The sequence below is a fragment of the Humibacter ginsengiterrae genome, assembly GCF_054780115.1.
Genome location: NZ_BAAGWY010000002.1, coordinates 219,993 through 235,469 on the forward strand (window position 1 = coordinate 219,993; position 15,477 = coordinate 235,469).

Sequence of the window (15,477 nt, forward strand, 5' to 3'; positions counted from 1 at the left end):
TCTGCGCCGAGGCGGCTGCGCGCCAGTGTGACGCACGCATCGTCGTCCACGCTGGACGAATGCCGATGCAGACAGGAATCAGGCTGAGGTCCGCTCTGCTCGACGCGCTCGCCGTCGTCGCGCCCACGACGTGCGCGGGCTGCGGCGAGCACGACCGCTCGCTCTGCGACCCGTGCGCAGCCGCGTTGCGCCCTGCCGCGCGCGAGGTCGATCTCGACGGCCTGCGCGTCGTCTACGCGAACGACTACGACGGCATCGTGCGTTCCGCGCTCGCCGCCTACAAGGACGGTGGCCGAACGGATGCCGGCGCGCACCTTGCGCCGTCTCTCGCGTCGGCGGTCGCGCACGCTCTCGGTTCGACACCTTCCACGGGCTCCGTGCATCTCGCGACCGTCCCGTCGTCTCGCGCCGCGTTCCGTGCCCGCGGCTACACCCCGGTCCGACTGCTTCTGCAGCACGCCGGGCTGCGGGCCGAGCCCGCGCTGAAGGCGAGGCGCCAGGCCGCGGACCAGTCGGGACTGACGGCGGCGTCGCGTCTTCAGAACCGCTCGGGGTGGCTGGAGCCGCGCGGCTGGATCGCGGGACGCCGTGTGCTGCTCGTGGACGACATCCTCACCACGGGAGCCACTCTCCTGGAGGCGAGGCGGGCACTGGCATCCGCGGGCGCGCACGTCATCGGGGCCGCTGTGCTGGCCAGAACACCGCGTCGTCACCCTGGCCCCATCAACGGGCGGGGGTGATCGTCGTCACAAACCGCGCGCTTGCTGGACACCCGTGAAGTCGTCCGTGACATCCATCGAGGCCCGGTCTACGGTTAGGGGAAAGGTGTCGGTCCAGCCGCCCCTTCCGTACGGGCGACGGCCGCACTGGAAGCAGGAGGTCGCCATGGAAATCAACATCTTCGGACTCGGCGTAGGCATCACCGATCGCTTCCGCGAATATGCGACGGAGAAGGCCGCGAAGGTCGGCTCGCTCGCCGAGCGAGCTCTCTCGCTGGAGATCAAGGTCTCCCGCCACAACGAGAAGTCCGGAGGTCAGAACGGCGACGACCGAGTCGAACTGACGCTCGTCGGCCCGGGACCCGTCGTTCGCGCCGAGGCCACAGCCGCCGACAAGTACGCGTCGTTCGACCTGGCGATCGGGCGGCTGCTGGAGCGCGTGAGACGCGCTAAGGACCGCCGCAAGATCCACCGGGGCCTGCACAGACCGCCATCGGTGCGCGAGGCGTCCACGGTGGGTCTCGGCCGGGTGGATGTCACGCCCGCCCCGGTCACGGTGCTCGAGCAGGTGCGCACCGGCGCCGTTCCCGTGGTGGAGGAGGCAGCAGCGGCGGAGGAAGCCGATGAGTACTGCCCCGTGGTCATCCGCAAGAAGGTGTTCGCCTCCGTTCCCATGTCGGTCGACGACGCGCTCTACTACATGGAGCTGGTCGGCCACGATTTCTACCTCTTCATCGAAGAGGAGTCCGGGCGCCCCTCCGTGGTGTACCGCCGCAAGGGCTGGGACTACGGCGTGATCGCGCTCGATGAGAACGCCGACGAGTTGCAGGAGGTGGCCACCGCCTCGCGCAAGCTCGGCCGCGTCTGATCGATTCAGGCGAGGGAGGGCGCGCGCCGACGCACGCGCCCTCCCTCGCGTTCACGCGTGGACGGGTTGCGGCGAACCTCCAGCGACCGCCCAGAGGTCATCCGGCATCGCCAGGTCACAGCCCGGTAACATGAGTGGCGTTGCCGTCCGGCGGGCCGGCACCGTCAACCCGGGACGACGGATGCCTCGAGGCATCCCCCGCGAAAACACTTGGAGTGCATCAGTGGCCTCAGTTCTCGAAAAGGTGCTGCGTGTCGGCGAGGGTCGCACGCTCAAGCGGCTCGAGGCATACGCCCGAGCCGTGAACGCGCTCGAGGAAGACTTCCAAGCCCTCACCGACGAGGAACTGCGCAACGAGACCGCGGAGCTGCGCGAGCGTTACGGCAACGGAGAGTCGCTCGATGACCTGCTGCCCGAGGCGTTCGCTGCGGTGCGCGAGGCCGCTGTGCGAACGCTCGGCATGCGGCACTTCGACGTGCAGATCATGGGCGGCGCGGCGCTTCATCTCGGCAACATCGCCGAGATGAAGACCGGTGAAGGAAAGACGCTGGTCGCCACGACGGCGGCCTACCTCAACGCCATCGCCAGCCGTGGTGTGCACATCGTCACCACCAACGACTATCTGGCCAGCTACCAGGGCGAGCTGATGGGTCGCGTGTTCCGCGCCCTCGGCATGACCACCGGCGTGATCTTGGCCGGGCAGACGCCCGACGAGCGCCGCGAGCAGTACCTGGCAGACATCACGTACGGCACGAACAACGAGTTCGGATTCGACTATCTGCGCGACAACATGACGTGGCAGGCATCCGACATGGTGCAGCGGGGCCACTTCTTCGCGATCGTCGACGAGGTGGACTCCATCCTCATCGACGAGGCCCGCACCCCGCTGATCATCTCGGGTCCGTCCAGCGGCGAGGCGAACCGGTGGTTCAACGAGTTCGCCAGGCTTGCGACACGGTTGCAGCCGGATGTGGACTACGAGGTCGACGAGAAGAAGCGCACCGTCGGCGTCCTCGAGCCGGGCATCGAGAAGGTCGAGGACTATCTCGGCATCGACAATCTCTACGAGTCGGCCAACACGCCGCTCATCTCGTTCCTCAACAACGCGATCAAGGCGAACGCACTGTTCAAGCGCGACAAGGACTACGTCGTGATGAACGACGAGGTTCTGATCGTCGATGAGCACACCGGCCGCATCCTGGTGGGCCGGCGCTACAACGAGGGCATCCACCAGGCCATCGAGGCCAAGGAGGGCGTGCCGGTCAAAGCCGAGAATCAGACGCTTGCCACGGTGACGCTGCAGAACTACTTCCGCCTCTACAAGAAGCTGTCCGGCATGACCGGTACTGCCGAGACCGAGGCGGCCGAGTTCATGTCGACGTACAAGATCGGCGTCGTGGTCATCCCGACGAACAAGCCGATGATCCGCAAGGACATGTCCGACCTCGTCTACAAGAACGAGGAGGCCAAGTTCCTGCAGGTCGCCGAAGACATCCTGGAGCGCAACAAGAAGGGCCAGCCGGTTCTCGTAGGCACGACCAGCGTCGAGAAGAGCGAGTACCTTTCGCGCCTTCTGGCGAAGAAGGGCGTACGGCACGAGGTGCTGAACGCGAAGAACCACGCGCGTGAGGCTGCCATCGTCGCGCAGGCCGGAAGGCTCGGCGCCGTCACTGTGGCCACGAACATGGCCGGCCGTGGAACGGACATCATGCTGGGCGGCAACGCCGAGTTCATCGCCGTGGCCGAGATGAACGCCCGCGGCCTCAACCCGGTCGAGACTCCCGAGGAGTACGAGGCGGAGTGGGACGCCGTCTTCGACCGCGTCAAGGCGACGGTGGCCGAAGAGGCGGAGAAGGTCATCGAGGTCGGCGGACTCTACGTGCTCGGCACCGAGCGACACGAGTCCCGGCGCATCGACAACCAGCTGCGCGGACGTTCCGGGCGTCAGGGCGACCCGGGCGAGAGCCGCTTCTACCTCTCGCTCACCGACGACCTGATGCGGCTGTTCAACGCGGGTGCCGCCGAAAGCCTGATGGGGCGCAGCAACGTGCCCGACGACCTGGCGATCGAGTCCAAGGTCGTGAGCCGCGCCATCCGTTCCGCCCAGGCACAGGTGGAGGCGCGCAACGCCGAGATCCGCAAGAACGTGCTCAAGTACGACGACGTGCTCAACCGGCAGCGCGAGGCGATCTACAACGACCGGCGGCACATCCTCGAGGGCGACGACCTGCACGAGCGGGTGCAGCAGTTCCTCGAAGACGTGATCACCGAGGTCATCGACCAGCACACTGCAGAGGCCAGCGCCGACGACTGGGACTTCGACGCGCTGTGGGCCGATCTCAAGGTGCTCTACCCGGTGGGGATCTCCATCGACGAGGTCATCGCCGAGGTGGGGAACAAGGGCAGGGTCAACCGCGAATACATGAAGCGCGAGGTGCTCTCGGATGCCCGGCTCGCCTACGAGCGTCGCGAGGAGCAGCTCGGCTCCCCGGCCATGCGCGAGCTCGAGCGCCGGGTCGTGCTCTCGGTGATCGACCGCCGCTGGCGCGACCACCTCTACGAGATGGACTACCTGAAGGACGGCATCGGCCTGCGTGCCATGGCGCAGCGCGACCCGCTCGTGGAGTACCAGCGCGAGGGCTTCGCGATGTACCAGCAGATGATGGGCGCGATCCGCGAGGAGTCGGTCGGGTTCCTGTTCAACCTCGAGGTCGAGGTCACGCAGGCGGCAGGTGAGATCACCGAGGTGGAAGCGAAGGGCCTCGCACCCGCCGCGGACGAGCAGCAGCGGCTCAGCTACTCTGCTCCGAGCGACGACGGCAGCGTGGAGGTTCGCAACCAGCGTGGACAGGTGGAGCGTGCCGCAACTGAGCGTGCTGAGCGCGCGCGGCGCCGCCAGATCGCCGCGCAGGAGGAGGCCGTCGCCGAGCAACAGCAGCAGAGCGCCTCGCGAGGCGCGTTCGGCCAGCGTGCGGAGACGGACCAGGAGCCGATGAACCGTGCGGAGCGTCGCGCGCAGGAGCGCCGCCGCCGCTGACCGTGTAAGCGCGTCAGAGCACGCTGATGGCAGAGGCGCGCCAGCGCCGGTCCAGCCCCTCGAGGCGGATGGCCACGGCCCGCACCCTGACCGGATTGCGCACGACGACCGTGGCCTCGACCACACCGTCGCGCGGTTCGCTGATGTGCGTGCTGAGCACGCTGAGCGCGGGCCGCACCGCCTTCAGGCCCTTCACCCGCCGGGCGCGCTCGGCCAGCACCGTGCGGTGCAACAGCGTTGCATAGACCTCGTCGGTGACCCAGCGGTTCAACTGTTCCAGTTCGCGTGCGCCGGCCAGCACCTCGAGGATGCATCGCGCGAGGTTCGTCAGCAGCGGCTCGGGATCGGGCAACTCTGCTCGGCGCGACGGCTGCGCCATGAAGAAGTCGTCGCCGAGGCCGTGACTGAGCGGCACCCGGCTGTGCGACGTCGTGCCTCCCGACGCCTGCCGCACATCCCCTGGGTCGTCGTGCGACGGAAGCGGCAGCGTTGCCTGGCTCATCGGTACTCCCTGCGGTCGGGTGCCTTGGCGGTCGCGAAGGCAGGCGTACACGGCGCTTCGGATGCGCCACCACCCCGCCTTCGGGGGTGTTTGGCATGTCACTCAACCAGCGGCCAGACAATTCGGTCCACGGCGTTGGTGCCCTGTTGATAATCCCTTCGCGTATGCGCTTCGCCGCACTACGTTGGCTTCTCATGCGCTGGGACAAAGTATGCTCAAGCAAGTGACGAGAAGGAGGCAACGTGTCGCAATCTGAAACTCAGTACGCCGAGCCCGTAGTGCTCGATCCCGAGACCTCGCCGCTCCTTGCTGTGCAAGCGGTCGGTCGCCTCGGGCGATGTGTTGAGATACGCCAACTCGACGCAACGATCGTCCTTACGCCCACCGAGATTGAAGCCCTCGCGGCGTTGGTGAACGCGTGACTCGGCGCCGCGCAGCCATCTACTGCCGAATCAGCAAGAAAGACCCGAATGTCCCGAGCGTCAAGAACCAAGAGGCGGACTGTCGGCGGCTGGCCGATCAACTCGACGCCGATGTCATCGCAGTATTCGTTGACGACGGAATCAGCGCCACCAAGGGCGAGCGTCGACCAGACTTCGAAGACCTCCTAGAACGCACCAAGGCCGGCGACTTTGACCTTCTCATTGCGAAGGAACAGAGCCGGTTCGAGCGCTCACCGATGGACCGCGAACGGCTCGCTATCGCATCGGTGGCAAACGATATCGTCTGGCACACAGAGTATGAGGGCGAGATCGACCCTGCCAACGACGATGACGACTTCATGAGCCTTGTCCGCTCTGGCATGAACAAGCGGGAGTCACGCCGCATCGCTCGCCGCGTTCGCTCGGCAAATGATCACATCGTGGCGAAGGGGCGCCCGATCGTCACCAAGCGCCCGTTCGGATGGGAGCCGGATGGCGTTACCGTGCGCGAGGACGAAGCCGAAGCGCTTCGGTGGGCCGTCGATCATGTTCTCGATGGCGGTTCGCTGTGGTCCGTCGCAAAGCAATGGAACGCGGACGGCATCACGCCCGTGATTCCCCGGAAGGAGTTAGAGGCGGCGGAACGCGAGGACCGGACGCCGGTAGCGGCTCGCTGGACGGCGGGATCTACACTCAACCTCCTTCGTCGCCCTCGTAATGCTGGCCTGATCGTCCATCGGGGTGAGGTCGTTGGAAGCGGTGACTTCGGCATCATCGACGCCGCAAAGTTTGATCTGCTCATGGCAGTCCTCAACGATCCTGGACGACCGAACACGTTCAGCCGTGAGGTCAAGTACCTCATGACCGGTATTGCCGAGTGCGGCACGTGCGGCGCTGCCATGCGACCTACCACGACGCGCACGGCCGTGCGGGGCGGTGGCTGGAGGCATTACGCGGTCTACCGGTGCGGCGCTGTCGAGAAAGAGCCGGGATCGCACCACGGAACGGTGCAATGCGACGTGCTCGACAATCTCGTACCGGGTGAAGTGCTGAGCGTCCTCAGGCATCGAGCGGAACAAGGGGACGACGATGAGGCTCCGACTGAGCGTGTCGCGCCGCTTATCGCTCAGCGAGCCGAACTTGAGGCGCAGCGCATTCAAGCACAAGAGATAGCGCTCATGCCGGGCGCCAACCTCACGCACATCCGGCAGAAGCTCGCGAAGATTTCCAACGATATTGACGAACTTGGCACACGCATTGAGCAGGCCAGAGCATCCAGCTTGGGTGCAGTTACGGGCATCGCGAAGGAACTAGCGGAAGAGGTAGCGCGGTTCGCATATGCCGCGATGGAAGGTCAGCGGAATAATGCCGATCTCATATCGGCCTCTCTTTCGGCTAGTGAGACATTCCGTGAGCGATGGGATGCCTTGCCGCTAGAAGATCGGCGCAATCTCGTGCGTGCAACCGTGCATGTCGTTATCAATTCAACGCGAGGTCAGCCGCGCAAACCTCTTTGGCTGACAGATCCCGATAACCCGCGAGCGTTCGGCGGAAAACGGAAGATCGAATTCCACCCTATCGAGCGCTCTTAGCAGAAACTGGAGAATCAATAATGCTCACTGCAATCATCGCTGCAGCATGCGGTGCCATCTTCTGGGCCGTCATCCGAGCCTCACGGGGCAAGCGGTGACCGCCGAGGAACACGCGCAGTCCCATGGAGCGGGCTGGCACATCATCGAGCCTGACTTGGAGTGCCAGCGCTGCCAGGCGGGGGAGTTGCCGACGGTCTATGAACTCGCCCGCGCGCTGACCTTTGAACGTTCGCAGCACATGAAGGGCGACTACCGGAAGCGACTCCTGGAGTGGCTTGACGCGGAACACTTCGCCGAACTCGTTTGGGCGGGGGAGCGTGTGTGAGTAGTCGATGAATCGCAAGTAGGATGGAGTTAGTTGGATTCCTAACATCCTTCTTTTTCTCCCACATGGAGAACCCCCGAGTTTGCTGGCGCGCTCGGGGGTTCTTTCATATTTCAGCCATGTGAGTAACCGCACTCCCGGCAGTAGCCTTGACATGGGAGAACCAATGGAAAAAGCAAACAAGAGATGTTAGGAAAACAATTGCCGTACCGAGGCGAAGGATCTTTCCAGACCCTAAGCGCGGATATCATCCGCGTAGCATTCACCGACCAAAGCGACGCCATCCGTGCGTGGCTGCCACTCTCACGATTCCTCGAGCGGGCAGCCACTCAGCTGGAGGTCATCGGCGCGCATAAGGCCCTCTGGCGGAACAGCCGCGCCGATACCCTCATGCGCGCCTCGCTCGAAGCCGCAGCACATGATGAGTTCCCGGATGCACCCGAGCTCTGGGCGCTGACAGCCAACGCCGTGATGAACATACTGCACGAGGACGGGCACGCGCAGCGCACGCCCGAGCAGGTCGCTCAAGATGAGCGGGACGCAGAGACCTCGGCACGGCAGCATGCGGCCTGGGCTGAAGAGGAACGAAAGTCAGACGATGCCATATGGCTCGCTCGCCAGAACCGGAAGTTCCTCAACCGGCTTGGCGCGCCGGGCACCGTTGACCGCATCGCGGCTCGCATCGTCCTGGGCGGCGCGGAAACAGAGTGGGTGAAGTGATGGGCGACATTATCGACTTCATCCCGGCTGGACTCCGGCACACGATCGCAGCGGCGAACATGGCGCGCGGCGAGGCACCGAACCCCGAAGCTGCACTAGAACTCCAGCGCCTCAAGAATCGGCAATGGGCGCAGCGTGAGATCGACCAAGAGACCGCAGCTGACATCGAGATCCCGCTGCACTCAGTGGCCGAGATCCGCGCCCGCAAACGCCCCGAATGGCTCGTGGAAGACATCATTCCCGAGTCGTCCATCGTGCTCATGGCCGGACCGCCCGGAATCGGAAAGAGCTTTACGGCTCTGGGCATCAGCCTCTCGGTAGCCTCCGGCTCGTCGTGGCTCGGTCGGCCCGTCAAGCCCGCGCGGGTGCTCTACATCGCGGGTGAGGGAGTTAGCGGCTTCCCTGGGCGCGTAGAGGCGCATGAAGCGTTCCATGGCGTCACCGTGCCAGATGATGGCTTCATGCTCGCCGAGACGGGCGTGAACCTTTCGAGTGAGGCGAGCGTGGAGCGGCTAGCGGAGATCATCAAGCGCGAGAGATTCGGCCTCGTAGTGCTCGATACGTTCCGCAAGTTGTCAGCCGTGAAGGATGAGAACGATTCGGCGCTCGTCACTGAAGTCTTCCGTAACGCGCTGAGGCTCCGTCAGGCCGCGCCGGACTGCTCCGTCCTGATCGTTCATCACGCGAACAAGACGGGCGACGTGAATGGCTCCTTCGCCTTCCAGTCCGAGCCGGATGTCGTCTGGGTGCTCGAAGGCAACTCGGAGGGGTTCAGCATGTCGAGCCGGACGGAAGACCACGGCAAGATGAAGGACGCGCCAGGCGACCGCATCAAGGGTCTAAGACTGCGGCCAGCGCTCGATTCTGCGGTAGTCACGTCATCGCCCCGGCTCGTGGTCGATCCGCTCACAGGCTTGATTACAAGTCAGACGTACAAGACCGCCAAGCTTCGCGAGACCATCATGCTCAACGGAGAGTGCAGTCGCAATACGGCTCTGCGCACCATTGAGAATCTGATGGCGACCGGTCGGCTACTCAAGGTGGCACACGGCACCTACCTCGTCGCCGCCGAGTCCGAGGCACAAGCCGCCTGACCCATCACGACCAACGCCCCAGGATGCTCCAGAAGGAGCGCCGGGGCGTTCGTCGTCTCGCCGAAAGTCCCAAAGTCTCACGAGACTGAGACTATGGGGCATCTGGTCAAGAAAAATACCTGGTGAGAAGGCGATTCGACTTCGAAAATCTCAAAGTCTCAGCTCGTAGTACTTAAGTACGGAGAGTGAGACTTTGAACTGAGACTAAAGGCCGCTATCGCTGCCGTATAGCGTGAACGATGGCGGCAGCCGTGAGGGTGAAGAAGAGCCCGAGCGTGCCACTGCCAGCAATGCCCGCGCCGAGCGATGTCATCAGGACACCCGTAGAGACGTAGCTCGGAAAGATGGTCATGCTCGCGAGGTACATACCCCACAGCAAGAGAACCAAGCCGACCGCGAGTGCAGCAACCGTGATCCAGGTGAGCGCCACGAGTGGCTTGTTCGTCGTCCTCATGCTTCGTGAGGGTAACGGCGAGTGCCCGGCCAGCGCACTGCCCCATAACAAGGGGATGCGCACTCACTGAGAGTAGACTGTGAATATGTCATCACTCTCCTATGTGCGCCGGATTGGGCCAGTGACGTTCGACTGGTCTGGGCTATGCGGCGTTGCGTGGTGCGATGAGTGCGGCTCGCTCGGCGTGAGATTCCACCGTGGCGAGGTGACCGACTTAGCGGTGAAGCATGCAGCAAGGCACGGTGTGACTCGGTCATCCCCTGTGGATATTCCGGAGCCGTCGCGTCGGCTGTGCGCCAGGTGCCATCTGGAGGTTCCGGGGCGCGGAATCAAGAGCTATTGCCGTGAGTGCTTCACGGTGCTACGGCATGGCTACCGGCACGGCAAATACAGCGAGCGGACTCTCAAGCGGCTTGCTGGCGAGTGCTTCGAGTGCGGCGAGCCGATCCATAAGTACGGCCGGTGCTTAACCTGCCTCCGGGCGTACGAGGCGAGAAGGCAGCGCGAATCGTACGCGCGGCGTAGGGCGGCATGATGCAGCGCACATTGCACACCAAGCAGGATGCGCTGCTAGCGATGCTTGACCTCCAAGACGAGCGCAACGAACTCATGGCGCAGTTCGAGGAGGTGCGAGCACGAGCACTGTATCTGCGTGCTCCACTGGGGAGCGAGCTAGACGTGGCCTGGCATGAACTGCGGCGCTTGATCTATAAGAAACTCGCGGAGATGGATGCCGAGATGGAGCGAGTGCGAGCGTGGGGCGCTGCCCTGTGAGCAGGCATCATCGCGCCGTCAAGTGGACCTCGGTCAATGCCAAGCATCGGCAGCGCCTGGCGCGTACACTTCCAGCGCCCTGCATCCATTGCGGTGGCGTGGTCGATATCTCGATGTTGTGGGATGCCGCTCATGTCGTTGACCTGGCGATGGGTGGGCGTACTGATCATGTGGGCGTGGCACATCGGCGATGTAACCGTAGCGATGGCGGCAAGCGTGGCAACGCGAAGAAGAACGGCACTGACTGGCGAGAGCGCGAGCTATGGTGAGTGACGCCGAGCACCTGGCAGGGTGCGATTTTTCAATGCCGTTACTACCCCGGCCTGGTGGCAGCACCCCGTTTTTGTTCGATGGTCGAACTTTCGATTGGAACGCGATTCGGGACGCGGGACTTTCCCCGCGCGCGTTGTCAGACCTCGGCGAATCTGAGGATGATCGGCGTGAATTCCTGCACGGCTGCGAGCTTCTGAGACTGAAGAAGATTCACCCGCAACAGTTGCTTGTAGCGGACGTGCTCAGCGCGGATGGCGTGAACGCTGCCGCATTCCTTCTCCCTCGCCGCTCGTCTAAATCGACCTCGCTCATTGCGCTATCGCTGGGTCGCGCTGCGAATCGGGATGACTACCGCGTCGGCATCCTCACGATGACCTCGGGCAAGGCCGGGCGGTCGCGGTTCGCGAAAGACGTGGTGCCGGTACTGGAGCGCGCGTATCCGGAGAAGGATGAACGCCCGTTCAAGATTGTGAAGAGCGCGGGACAGGAGCGCGTGGAATGGCCCGCAGGCTCCTTCGTCCAGTGGCTCTCCTCCGTCAACGACCTTCGAGGCGAAGCCTTCGACCTCGTGATCCTTGACGAGGCGGGGGAGCCTGACCCCGGCAAGGTAGAGGACACCTTGGCGGCGGCGTTGCCGACGATGGACACGCGCCCCGGCTCACAGATCATCGTGGCCGGAACGGCAGGCGTTTACCGGCGGGGTAACTTGCTCTGGGATTGGCTGGAACGCGGGCGTAGCGGCTCCATCGGCATCATCGACTACTCGATTGCCGATGAACTCACCGTAGAAGACATTCCCGATTGGGGAGCCGTAGAGCCGTACGTACGGCACGTGCATCCCGGCGTGGACACGCTGACCACCATCGAGAGCGTGCAACGCAACTTCGAGTCGATGCCGCCTGACAGATTCCTACGCGAATACCTCGGGGTATTCGGCGACGAGGGCGGCAGCCCCGGCGTGATCCGCCCGCAGAAGTGGAACGCATGCGAACTCGCGGAGGGGCAGCCGGAGCCACCGAAGAAGTTCAGCCTCGGCGTCTCGGCGACCATCTCGCAGGGTTCAGCTGCGATCGTGGCCGCATGGCGTGACGATGACGGCAAGGCGCGTCTGCTGCTGCTCAAGCATCGCCCCGGCGTGGCATGGCTCGCCGGTGAAGCGGTGCAGCTGGCCGCGAAGTATCGCGCGCCGATCGCCCATGACACTCTCGGCGTCATCGTGCCCGAGGTAGAGGCGATGAAGACGATGCAGCCGCGCCCACGCTTCGCCCCGATGGGCACCCGAGACGTAACGGCCGCATCGGCGGCACTTGTGCGCGAGGTGGACACCGGGAATCTTGGCCACTGGCGCCAATCGGAACTCTCGGGCGCCGCATTGCGAGCGAAGAAACGCAAGGTGGGCGTGAACGGTTTCGCCTTCGGTCGCGCCAAGCCCGATGACGATATAGCGGCGATCGAGGCCGCTGCGCTAGCGTTGCGCGCCTACGACACGGAAGCCGGAAGAGTCTCCTTCGTACCCTTCGCTGCATAAGTCTGTGAGTATGCTATGAATATACCGTAAACTGACTGTATGGGTTTGCTGTCGTGGTTAGGCATCGGTTCTAAGCCGATCGACCTTGTAAACGGCGGCGTCAACATCGGCGACTTCGTTAGCCCGTGGTCTAATGGTTCGCTCTCCACGGTCGTCTTCAGTGACATCATCGGCGCGACGCCAGTTCAGCCGATGACGCGCATGGAGGCCATGACGATCCCGGCCGTCGCGAAGGCGCGGAACCTGATTCTTGGCACGGTCCCGACGTGGACTCTCGAAGAGGTCGATGCGGACGGCAATGTCGTTGACCCGGCCGCTGCGTGGATGGCCGACAAGTCGGGTGATATCTCGCCCTTCCAGAGGATGGCGTGGACGTACGACGATCTGATCTTCTACGGCATGGCGTTGTGGGAAGTCACCCGCGACTCGTTCGGCGGAATCCTCACGGCCAGTTATCGTCCGTTCGGCATTCGTGATCGCGGATGGGTGATTGAAGACGGCCAACTGCTCATCAATGGACAGCCCCGCCGCCCCGAGCAGTATGTGCTCTTCAATCCGCCGTACGACGGACTGCTCAATATTGCCGAGCGCACCCTGCGCGGCGCCATTGACACTGAGCGGGCTTGGACCGCTCGCATGAAATCACCAATTCCGCTTCTCGAGATCAACGTGGGCGCCGATGCGAACCTGACCACTGACGAGATGACTGCCATGGTGCAGGACTTCGCTTCGCGCCATGCGGCCGGCACGCTCTCCGTCGCCGCTACGCCTCAGGGCGTGACCCTGATCGATCACGGTCAGACCGCTACGGACCTCTATATCGAAGGTCGGAACGCTGTCCGCGTGGACGTAGGCGCTTTCACGAACATGCGGGCCACGTTGCTTGACGCGACTCTCAACGAGCGCTCGCTTCAGTACTCCACCAAGGAGGGCGAGCGGGAGCAGTTCTACGAGCTAGACGTGAACTTCTGGACCGCGCCGCTCGAGGCTCGACTTTCCCAGGACGACGTGACGCCGGAAGGTCGCACGGTGCGTTTCGTGCCTCCCGCAACGATCCGTGAGCCGAACGACAACGTTCCGCCTGCTCCGCTCACTGCTCCCGACACCTCGGGCGACTCTGCGCCCGTCGACGACATCGAAACGGAGACAACCGAATGACGCCCGAACAGATTCGCACGGAGGCGCTGAAGCTTTCGGCAGACGTGCTCACAAAAGCTCATGGCAACAACACGCGGGCTGACGTTGTGATCAGTCTTGCCGAGGTCTTCTCGGCGTACATCGCCAATGGCGCGCCAAAGAAGGCTGCCGATGCCTGACATCATCCTTGACGCCGGAACCCTCACGGCGAACGCCTCCGATCGGATCGTGTCCGGCCTTCTCGTGCCGTACGGCGAAGAGTGCCGTTCCAACCTCGGTCGGTTCAGCTTCGACGCCGGAGCGGTCGAGATTCCCTCGGACGTGTCCAACACTGTCTCTTTGAATGTCGAGCACGAGCGCGAGAGCCCCGTGGGCCGAGCCGTGACCGCACACGAGACCCCGGCCGGAATCGTCGCAACGTTCAAGATCGCCGAGACCCCCGAAGGCGACGCGGCACTAGAAGATATCGCAACCGGCGCTCGAAAGAACCTCTCGGCAGAGGTATCGGGGGTCCAGATCAAGGACGGCAAAGGCATCGCTGGGCGACTGTTCGCAGCTGCACTTGTCGCGAAGCCTGCATTCCCCTCCGCAACGCTTCTCGCCTCCGCTGTGGACACGGACGAGGCCGAGACCCCCGAGACTCCCTCGGAAACCCCCGAGGAGCAGGAACCGGCCACGCCGGAAACCCCCAAAATCCCTCAACCGGAAGGAAGTACCGACGTGGCAGACACTGAGGTTCTGAACACGCTGACCGCGAGCGCATCCGCGGAAAAGAAGCCGCTCACCAAGAAGCAGGTCTTCGAGATCATGGAGCGGGCGAACGTGGGCGATACCACGCTGCTCGCAAGCCTCACCGAGGTGCCGTACGACGGTACGGGCGGCGTGGGTGTCGATACTGTCGCCCCGCAGTGGATCGGCGAGCTGTGGGGAGACCTGGCTTACCGTCGCCAGATTTCAAACCTCATCTCGCACGCCAACCTCACCGCGACCCAGGTTGTCGGCTGGAAGTTCGAGGACGGCGGTCTTCCGACTGGCGGCAACTGGGCGGGCAACGGCGCGGCTGTAACGTCCGGCTCCGTCACGGTCACCCCGTTCACGCAGGGCATCCAGCGATTCGCTGGCGCCAACTCGGTCGCACGCGAGCACTTCGACTTCAACACGCCGGGATTCCTGGAGGCGTTCTACGCAGCACAGGCACTCGGGTATCAGAAGTGGGTGGATAACCTCGCGGCAACCTCGATCCTCGCTGGCGCGACCGCCGTTGAGGCGGACAACCCTTCGGGCATCGCCGCTGGCCCGGCCATGTCGGCGCTGATCGATGGCGCTACCGAGGTTTTCGCGAACTACTACACGCCGAGCTTCGCCGTGGTCGGTAAGGGCTACTGGAAGTCCATCGCGAAGACGCCGCAGGTGAACGCGCTCGCCTACCTGAACGCGGCGCTCGACCTGGATGGCACAGACTCGCAGATCGATGAGTTCAAGATCACGGTGTCGCCGCTCCTCGGGGACACGGATGTGCTCGTGGGTGCCTCACCGGCCGCGACACTGTACGAGTTGCCGGGGGTGCCGATCCGCGCCAACCTGGCGAACATCGCGAACGGCAATGTGGACTCGGGCATCTTCGGATACGCCTCGGTCGTCATCAACGAGCCGAAGGCGCTCATCAAGGTCACCCCCTACGTCGCCTGATGACTGACCCCACGATCCCGACCACTTGGCACGACACCACGAGTGCGCGTGCCGAGTGGTCGGGCGCGCCCGCCGATGACCTGACCCTGGCGACCCTTCTCGAATCCGCTAAGGGTCAGGTTGTCAGCTATGCGGGCGTGTCGGTCGATGATGCGGCCGTTCCCGTGAACATCCGGCTCGCGCAACTACTCCAAACCCGGAACCTCTGGAACGCATCCAAGGTGGATGCCGGTAACGGCCAGATGGGCGAAGACACCTTCGTCATCCGCCCGTTTCCGATGGACTGGACCGTCAAGGCGCTCATCCGACCGCCCGCAGCCCTGCCCGCGCTCTACTGAGGTGA

At 64.0% G+C, this 15,477-nt stretch carries 16 protein-coding genes; 14 read left to right on the top strand and 2 right to left on the bottom strand.

The genetic code is table 11. From position 1 onward, the window contains the following. Nucleotides 1–59 precede the first annotated feature (59 nt). The 3 genes from ACYVII_RS03510 (at nucleotide 60) to secA (ending at nucleotide 4,624) form a co-directional block, all read left to right on the top strand. Entirely contained in the window at nucleotides 60–740 is a 681-nt protein-coding gene (locus tag ACYVII_RS03510) for a ComF family protein (RefSeq protein WP_460531068.1), read from the top strand. A gap of 145 nt (nucleotides 741–885) precedes the next feature. Further along, on the top strand, nucleotides 886–1,587 hold the full coding sequence (gene hpf, locus ACYVII_RS03515) for a ribosome hibernation promotion factor (RefSeq protein WP_460531071.1): 702 nt from the start codon (nucleotides 886–888) through the stop codon (nucleotides 1,585–1,587). 223 nt (nucleotides 1,588–1,810) lie between these two features. After that, on the top strand, nucleotides 1,811–4,624 hold the full coding sequence (gene secA, locus ACYVII_RS03520; protein WP_460531074.1) for a preprotein translocase subunit SecA: 2,814 nt from the start codon (nucleotides 1,811–1,813) through the stop codon (nucleotides 4,622–4,624). 13 nt (nucleotides 4,625–4,637) lie between these two features. Here the strand turns inward: secA and ACYVII_RS03525 are convergent, their stop codons facing one another. Continuing rightward, nucleotides 4,638–5,126, bottom strand: coding sequence for an Rv3235 family protein (locus ACYVII_RS03525; protein ID WP_460531077.1), 489 nt, complete (start codon nucleotides 5,124–5,126; stop codon nucleotides 4,638–4,640). Between the two features lie 242 nt (nucleotides 5,127–5,368). On the opposite strand from ACYVII_RS03525, the gene ACYVII_RS03530 reads away from it, so the two are divergent. The 5 genes from ACYVII_RS03530 to ACYVII_RS03550 all read left to right on the top strand — a co-directional run bounded on the left by ACYVII_RS03530 (nucleotide 5,369) and on the right by ACYVII_RS03550 (nucleotide 9,279). Continuing rightward, a complete protein-coding gene (locus ACYVII_RS03530; RefSeq protein ID WP_460531080.1) occupies nucleotides 5,369–5,548 on the top strand; it encodes a hypothetical protein in 180 nt (59 codons plus the stop codon). Then, entirely contained in the window at nucleotides 5,545–7,140 is a 1,596-nt protein-coding gene (locus tag ACYVII_RS03535) for a recombinase family protein (protein WP_460531083.1), read from the top strand. Before ACYVII_RS03530 ends, ACYVII_RS03535 begins: the two co-directional genes overlap by 4 nt. Nucleotides 7,141–7,234: 94 nt before the next feature. Then, a complete protein-coding gene (locus ACYVII_RS03540) occupies nucleotides 7,235–7,465 on the top strand; it encodes a hypothetical protein (protein WP_460531086.1) in 231 nt (76 codons plus the stop codon). 186 nt (nucleotides 7,466–7,651) lie between these two features. Further along, nucleotides 7,652–8,185, top strand: coding sequence for a hypothetical protein (locus ACYVII_RS03545; protein WP_460531089.1), 534 nt, complete (start codon nucleotides 7,652–7,654; stop codon nucleotides 8,183–8,185). Between the two features lie 59 nt (nucleotides 8,186–8,244). Then, entirely contained in the window at nucleotides 8,245–9,279 is a 1,035-nt protein-coding gene (locus ACYVII_RS03550) for an AAA family ATPase (RefSeq protein WP_460531092.1), read from the top strand. Between the two features lie 214 nt (nucleotides 9,280–9,493). On the opposite strand, the gene ACYVII_RS03555 is transcribed toward ACYVII_RS03550, so the two are convergent. Next, entirely contained in the window at nucleotides 9,494–9,733 is a 240-nt protein-coding gene (locus ACYVII_RS03555) for a hypothetical protein (RefSeq protein ID WP_460531095.1), read from the bottom strand. 531 nt (nucleotides 9,734–10,264) lie between these two features. Between ACYVII_RS03555 and ACYVII_RS03560 the strand changes: the two genes are divergently transcribed. The 6 genes from ACYVII_RS03560 (at nucleotide 10,265) to ACYVII_RS03585 (ending at nucleotide 15,472) form a co-directional block, all read left to right on the top strand. Further along, nucleotides 10,265–10,507: a hypothetical protein gene (locus ACYVII_RS03560; protein ID WP_460531098.1), complete on the top strand. Its 243-nt coding sequence runs from the start codon at nucleotides 10,265–10,267 to the stop codon at nucleotides 10,505–10,507. A gap of 265 nt (nucleotides 10,508–10,772) precedes the next feature. Next, nucleotides 10,773–12,308, top strand: a complete 1,536-nt coding sequence (locus ACYVII_RS03565; RefSeq protein ID WP_460531101.1) for a hypothetical protein — start codon at nucleotides 10,773–10,775, stop codon at nucleotides 12,306–12,308. 39 nt (nucleotides 12,309–12,347) lie between these two features. Next, complete coding sequence (locus ACYVII_RS03570; RefSeq protein ID WP_460531104.1) at nucleotides 12,348–13,466, top strand: hypothetical protein; 1,119 nt, start codon at nucleotides 12,348–12,350, stop codon at nucleotides 13,464–13,466. Further along, complete coding sequence (locus ACYVII_RS03575) at nucleotides 13,463–13,624, top strand: hypothetical protein (RefSeq protein WP_460531107.1); 162 nt, start codon at nucleotides 13,463–13,465, stop codon at nucleotides 13,622–13,624. Before ACYVII_RS03570 ends, ACYVII_RS03575 begins: the two co-directional genes overlap by 4 nt. Next, nucleotides 13,617–15,134 (top strand): hypothetical protein, encoded by a 1,518-nt coding sequence (locus ACYVII_RS03580; RefSeq protein ID WP_460531110.1) that lies wholly within the window; start codon nucleotides 13,617–13,619, stop codon nucleotides 15,132–15,134. Before ACYVII_RS03575 ends, ACYVII_RS03580 begins: the two co-directional genes overlap by 8 nt. Further along, nucleotides 15,134–15,472, top strand: a complete 339-nt coding sequence (locus ACYVII_RS03585; protein ID WP_460531113.1) for a hypothetical protein — start codon at nucleotides 15,134–15,136, stop codon at nucleotides 15,470–15,472. Before ACYVII_RS03580 ends, ACYVII_RS03585 begins: the two co-directional genes overlap by 1 nt. The last annotated feature ends 5 nt before the right edge of the window (nucleotides 15,473–15,477 follow it).

What these genes read in the sequence shown, in the direction of transcription:
- ACYVII_RS03510 (WP_460531068.1), top strand. Translation starts at nt 60, where the DNA reads ATGCCGATGCAGACAGGAATCAGGCTGAGGTCCGCTCTGCTCGACGCG.
- hpf (WP_460531071.1), top strand. Translation starts at nt 886, where the DNA reads ATGGAAATCAACATCTTCGGACTCGGCGTAGGCATCACCGATCGCTTC.
- ACYVII_RS03585 (WP_460531113.1), top strand. Translation starts at nt 15,134, where the DNA reads ATGACTGACCCCACGATCCCGACCACTTGGCACGACACCACGAGTGCG.
- ACYVII_RS03555 (WP_460531095.1), bottom strand. Translation starts at nt 9,733, where the DNA reads ATGAGGACGACGAACAAGCCACTCGTGGCGCTCACCTGGATCACGGTT.
- ACYVII_RS03560 (WP_460531098.1), top strand. Translation starts at nt 10,265, where the DNA reads ATGATGCAGCGCACATTGCACACCAAGCAGGATGCGCTGCTAGCGATG.
- ACYVII_RS03525 (WP_460531077.1), bottom strand. Translation starts at nt 5,126, where the DNA reads ATGAGCCAGGCAACGCTGCCGCTTCCGTCGCACGACGACCCAGGGGAT.
- ACYVII_RS03575 (WP_460531107.1), top strand. Translation starts at nt 13,463, where the DNA reads ATGACGCCCGAACAGATTCGCACGGAGGCGCTGAAGCTTTCGGCAGAC.
- ACYVII_RS03550 (WP_460531092.1), top strand. Translation starts at nt 8,245, where the DNA reads ATGGCGCGCGGCGAGGCACCGAACCCCGAAGCTGCACTAGAACTCCAG.
- ACYVII_RS03570 (WP_460531104.1), top strand. Translation starts at nt 12,348, where the DNA reads ATGGGTTTGCTGTCGTGGTTAGGCATCGGTTCTAAGCCGATCGACCTT.
- ACYVII_RS03545 (WP_460531089.1), top strand. Translation starts at nt 7,652, where the DNA reads ATGTTAGGAAAACAATTGCCGTACCGAGGCGAAGGATCTTTCCAGACC.
- ACYVII_RS03580 (WP_460531110.1), top strand. Translation starts at nt 13,617, where the DNA reads ATGCCTGACATCATCCTTGACGCCGGAACCCTCACGGCGAACGCCTCC.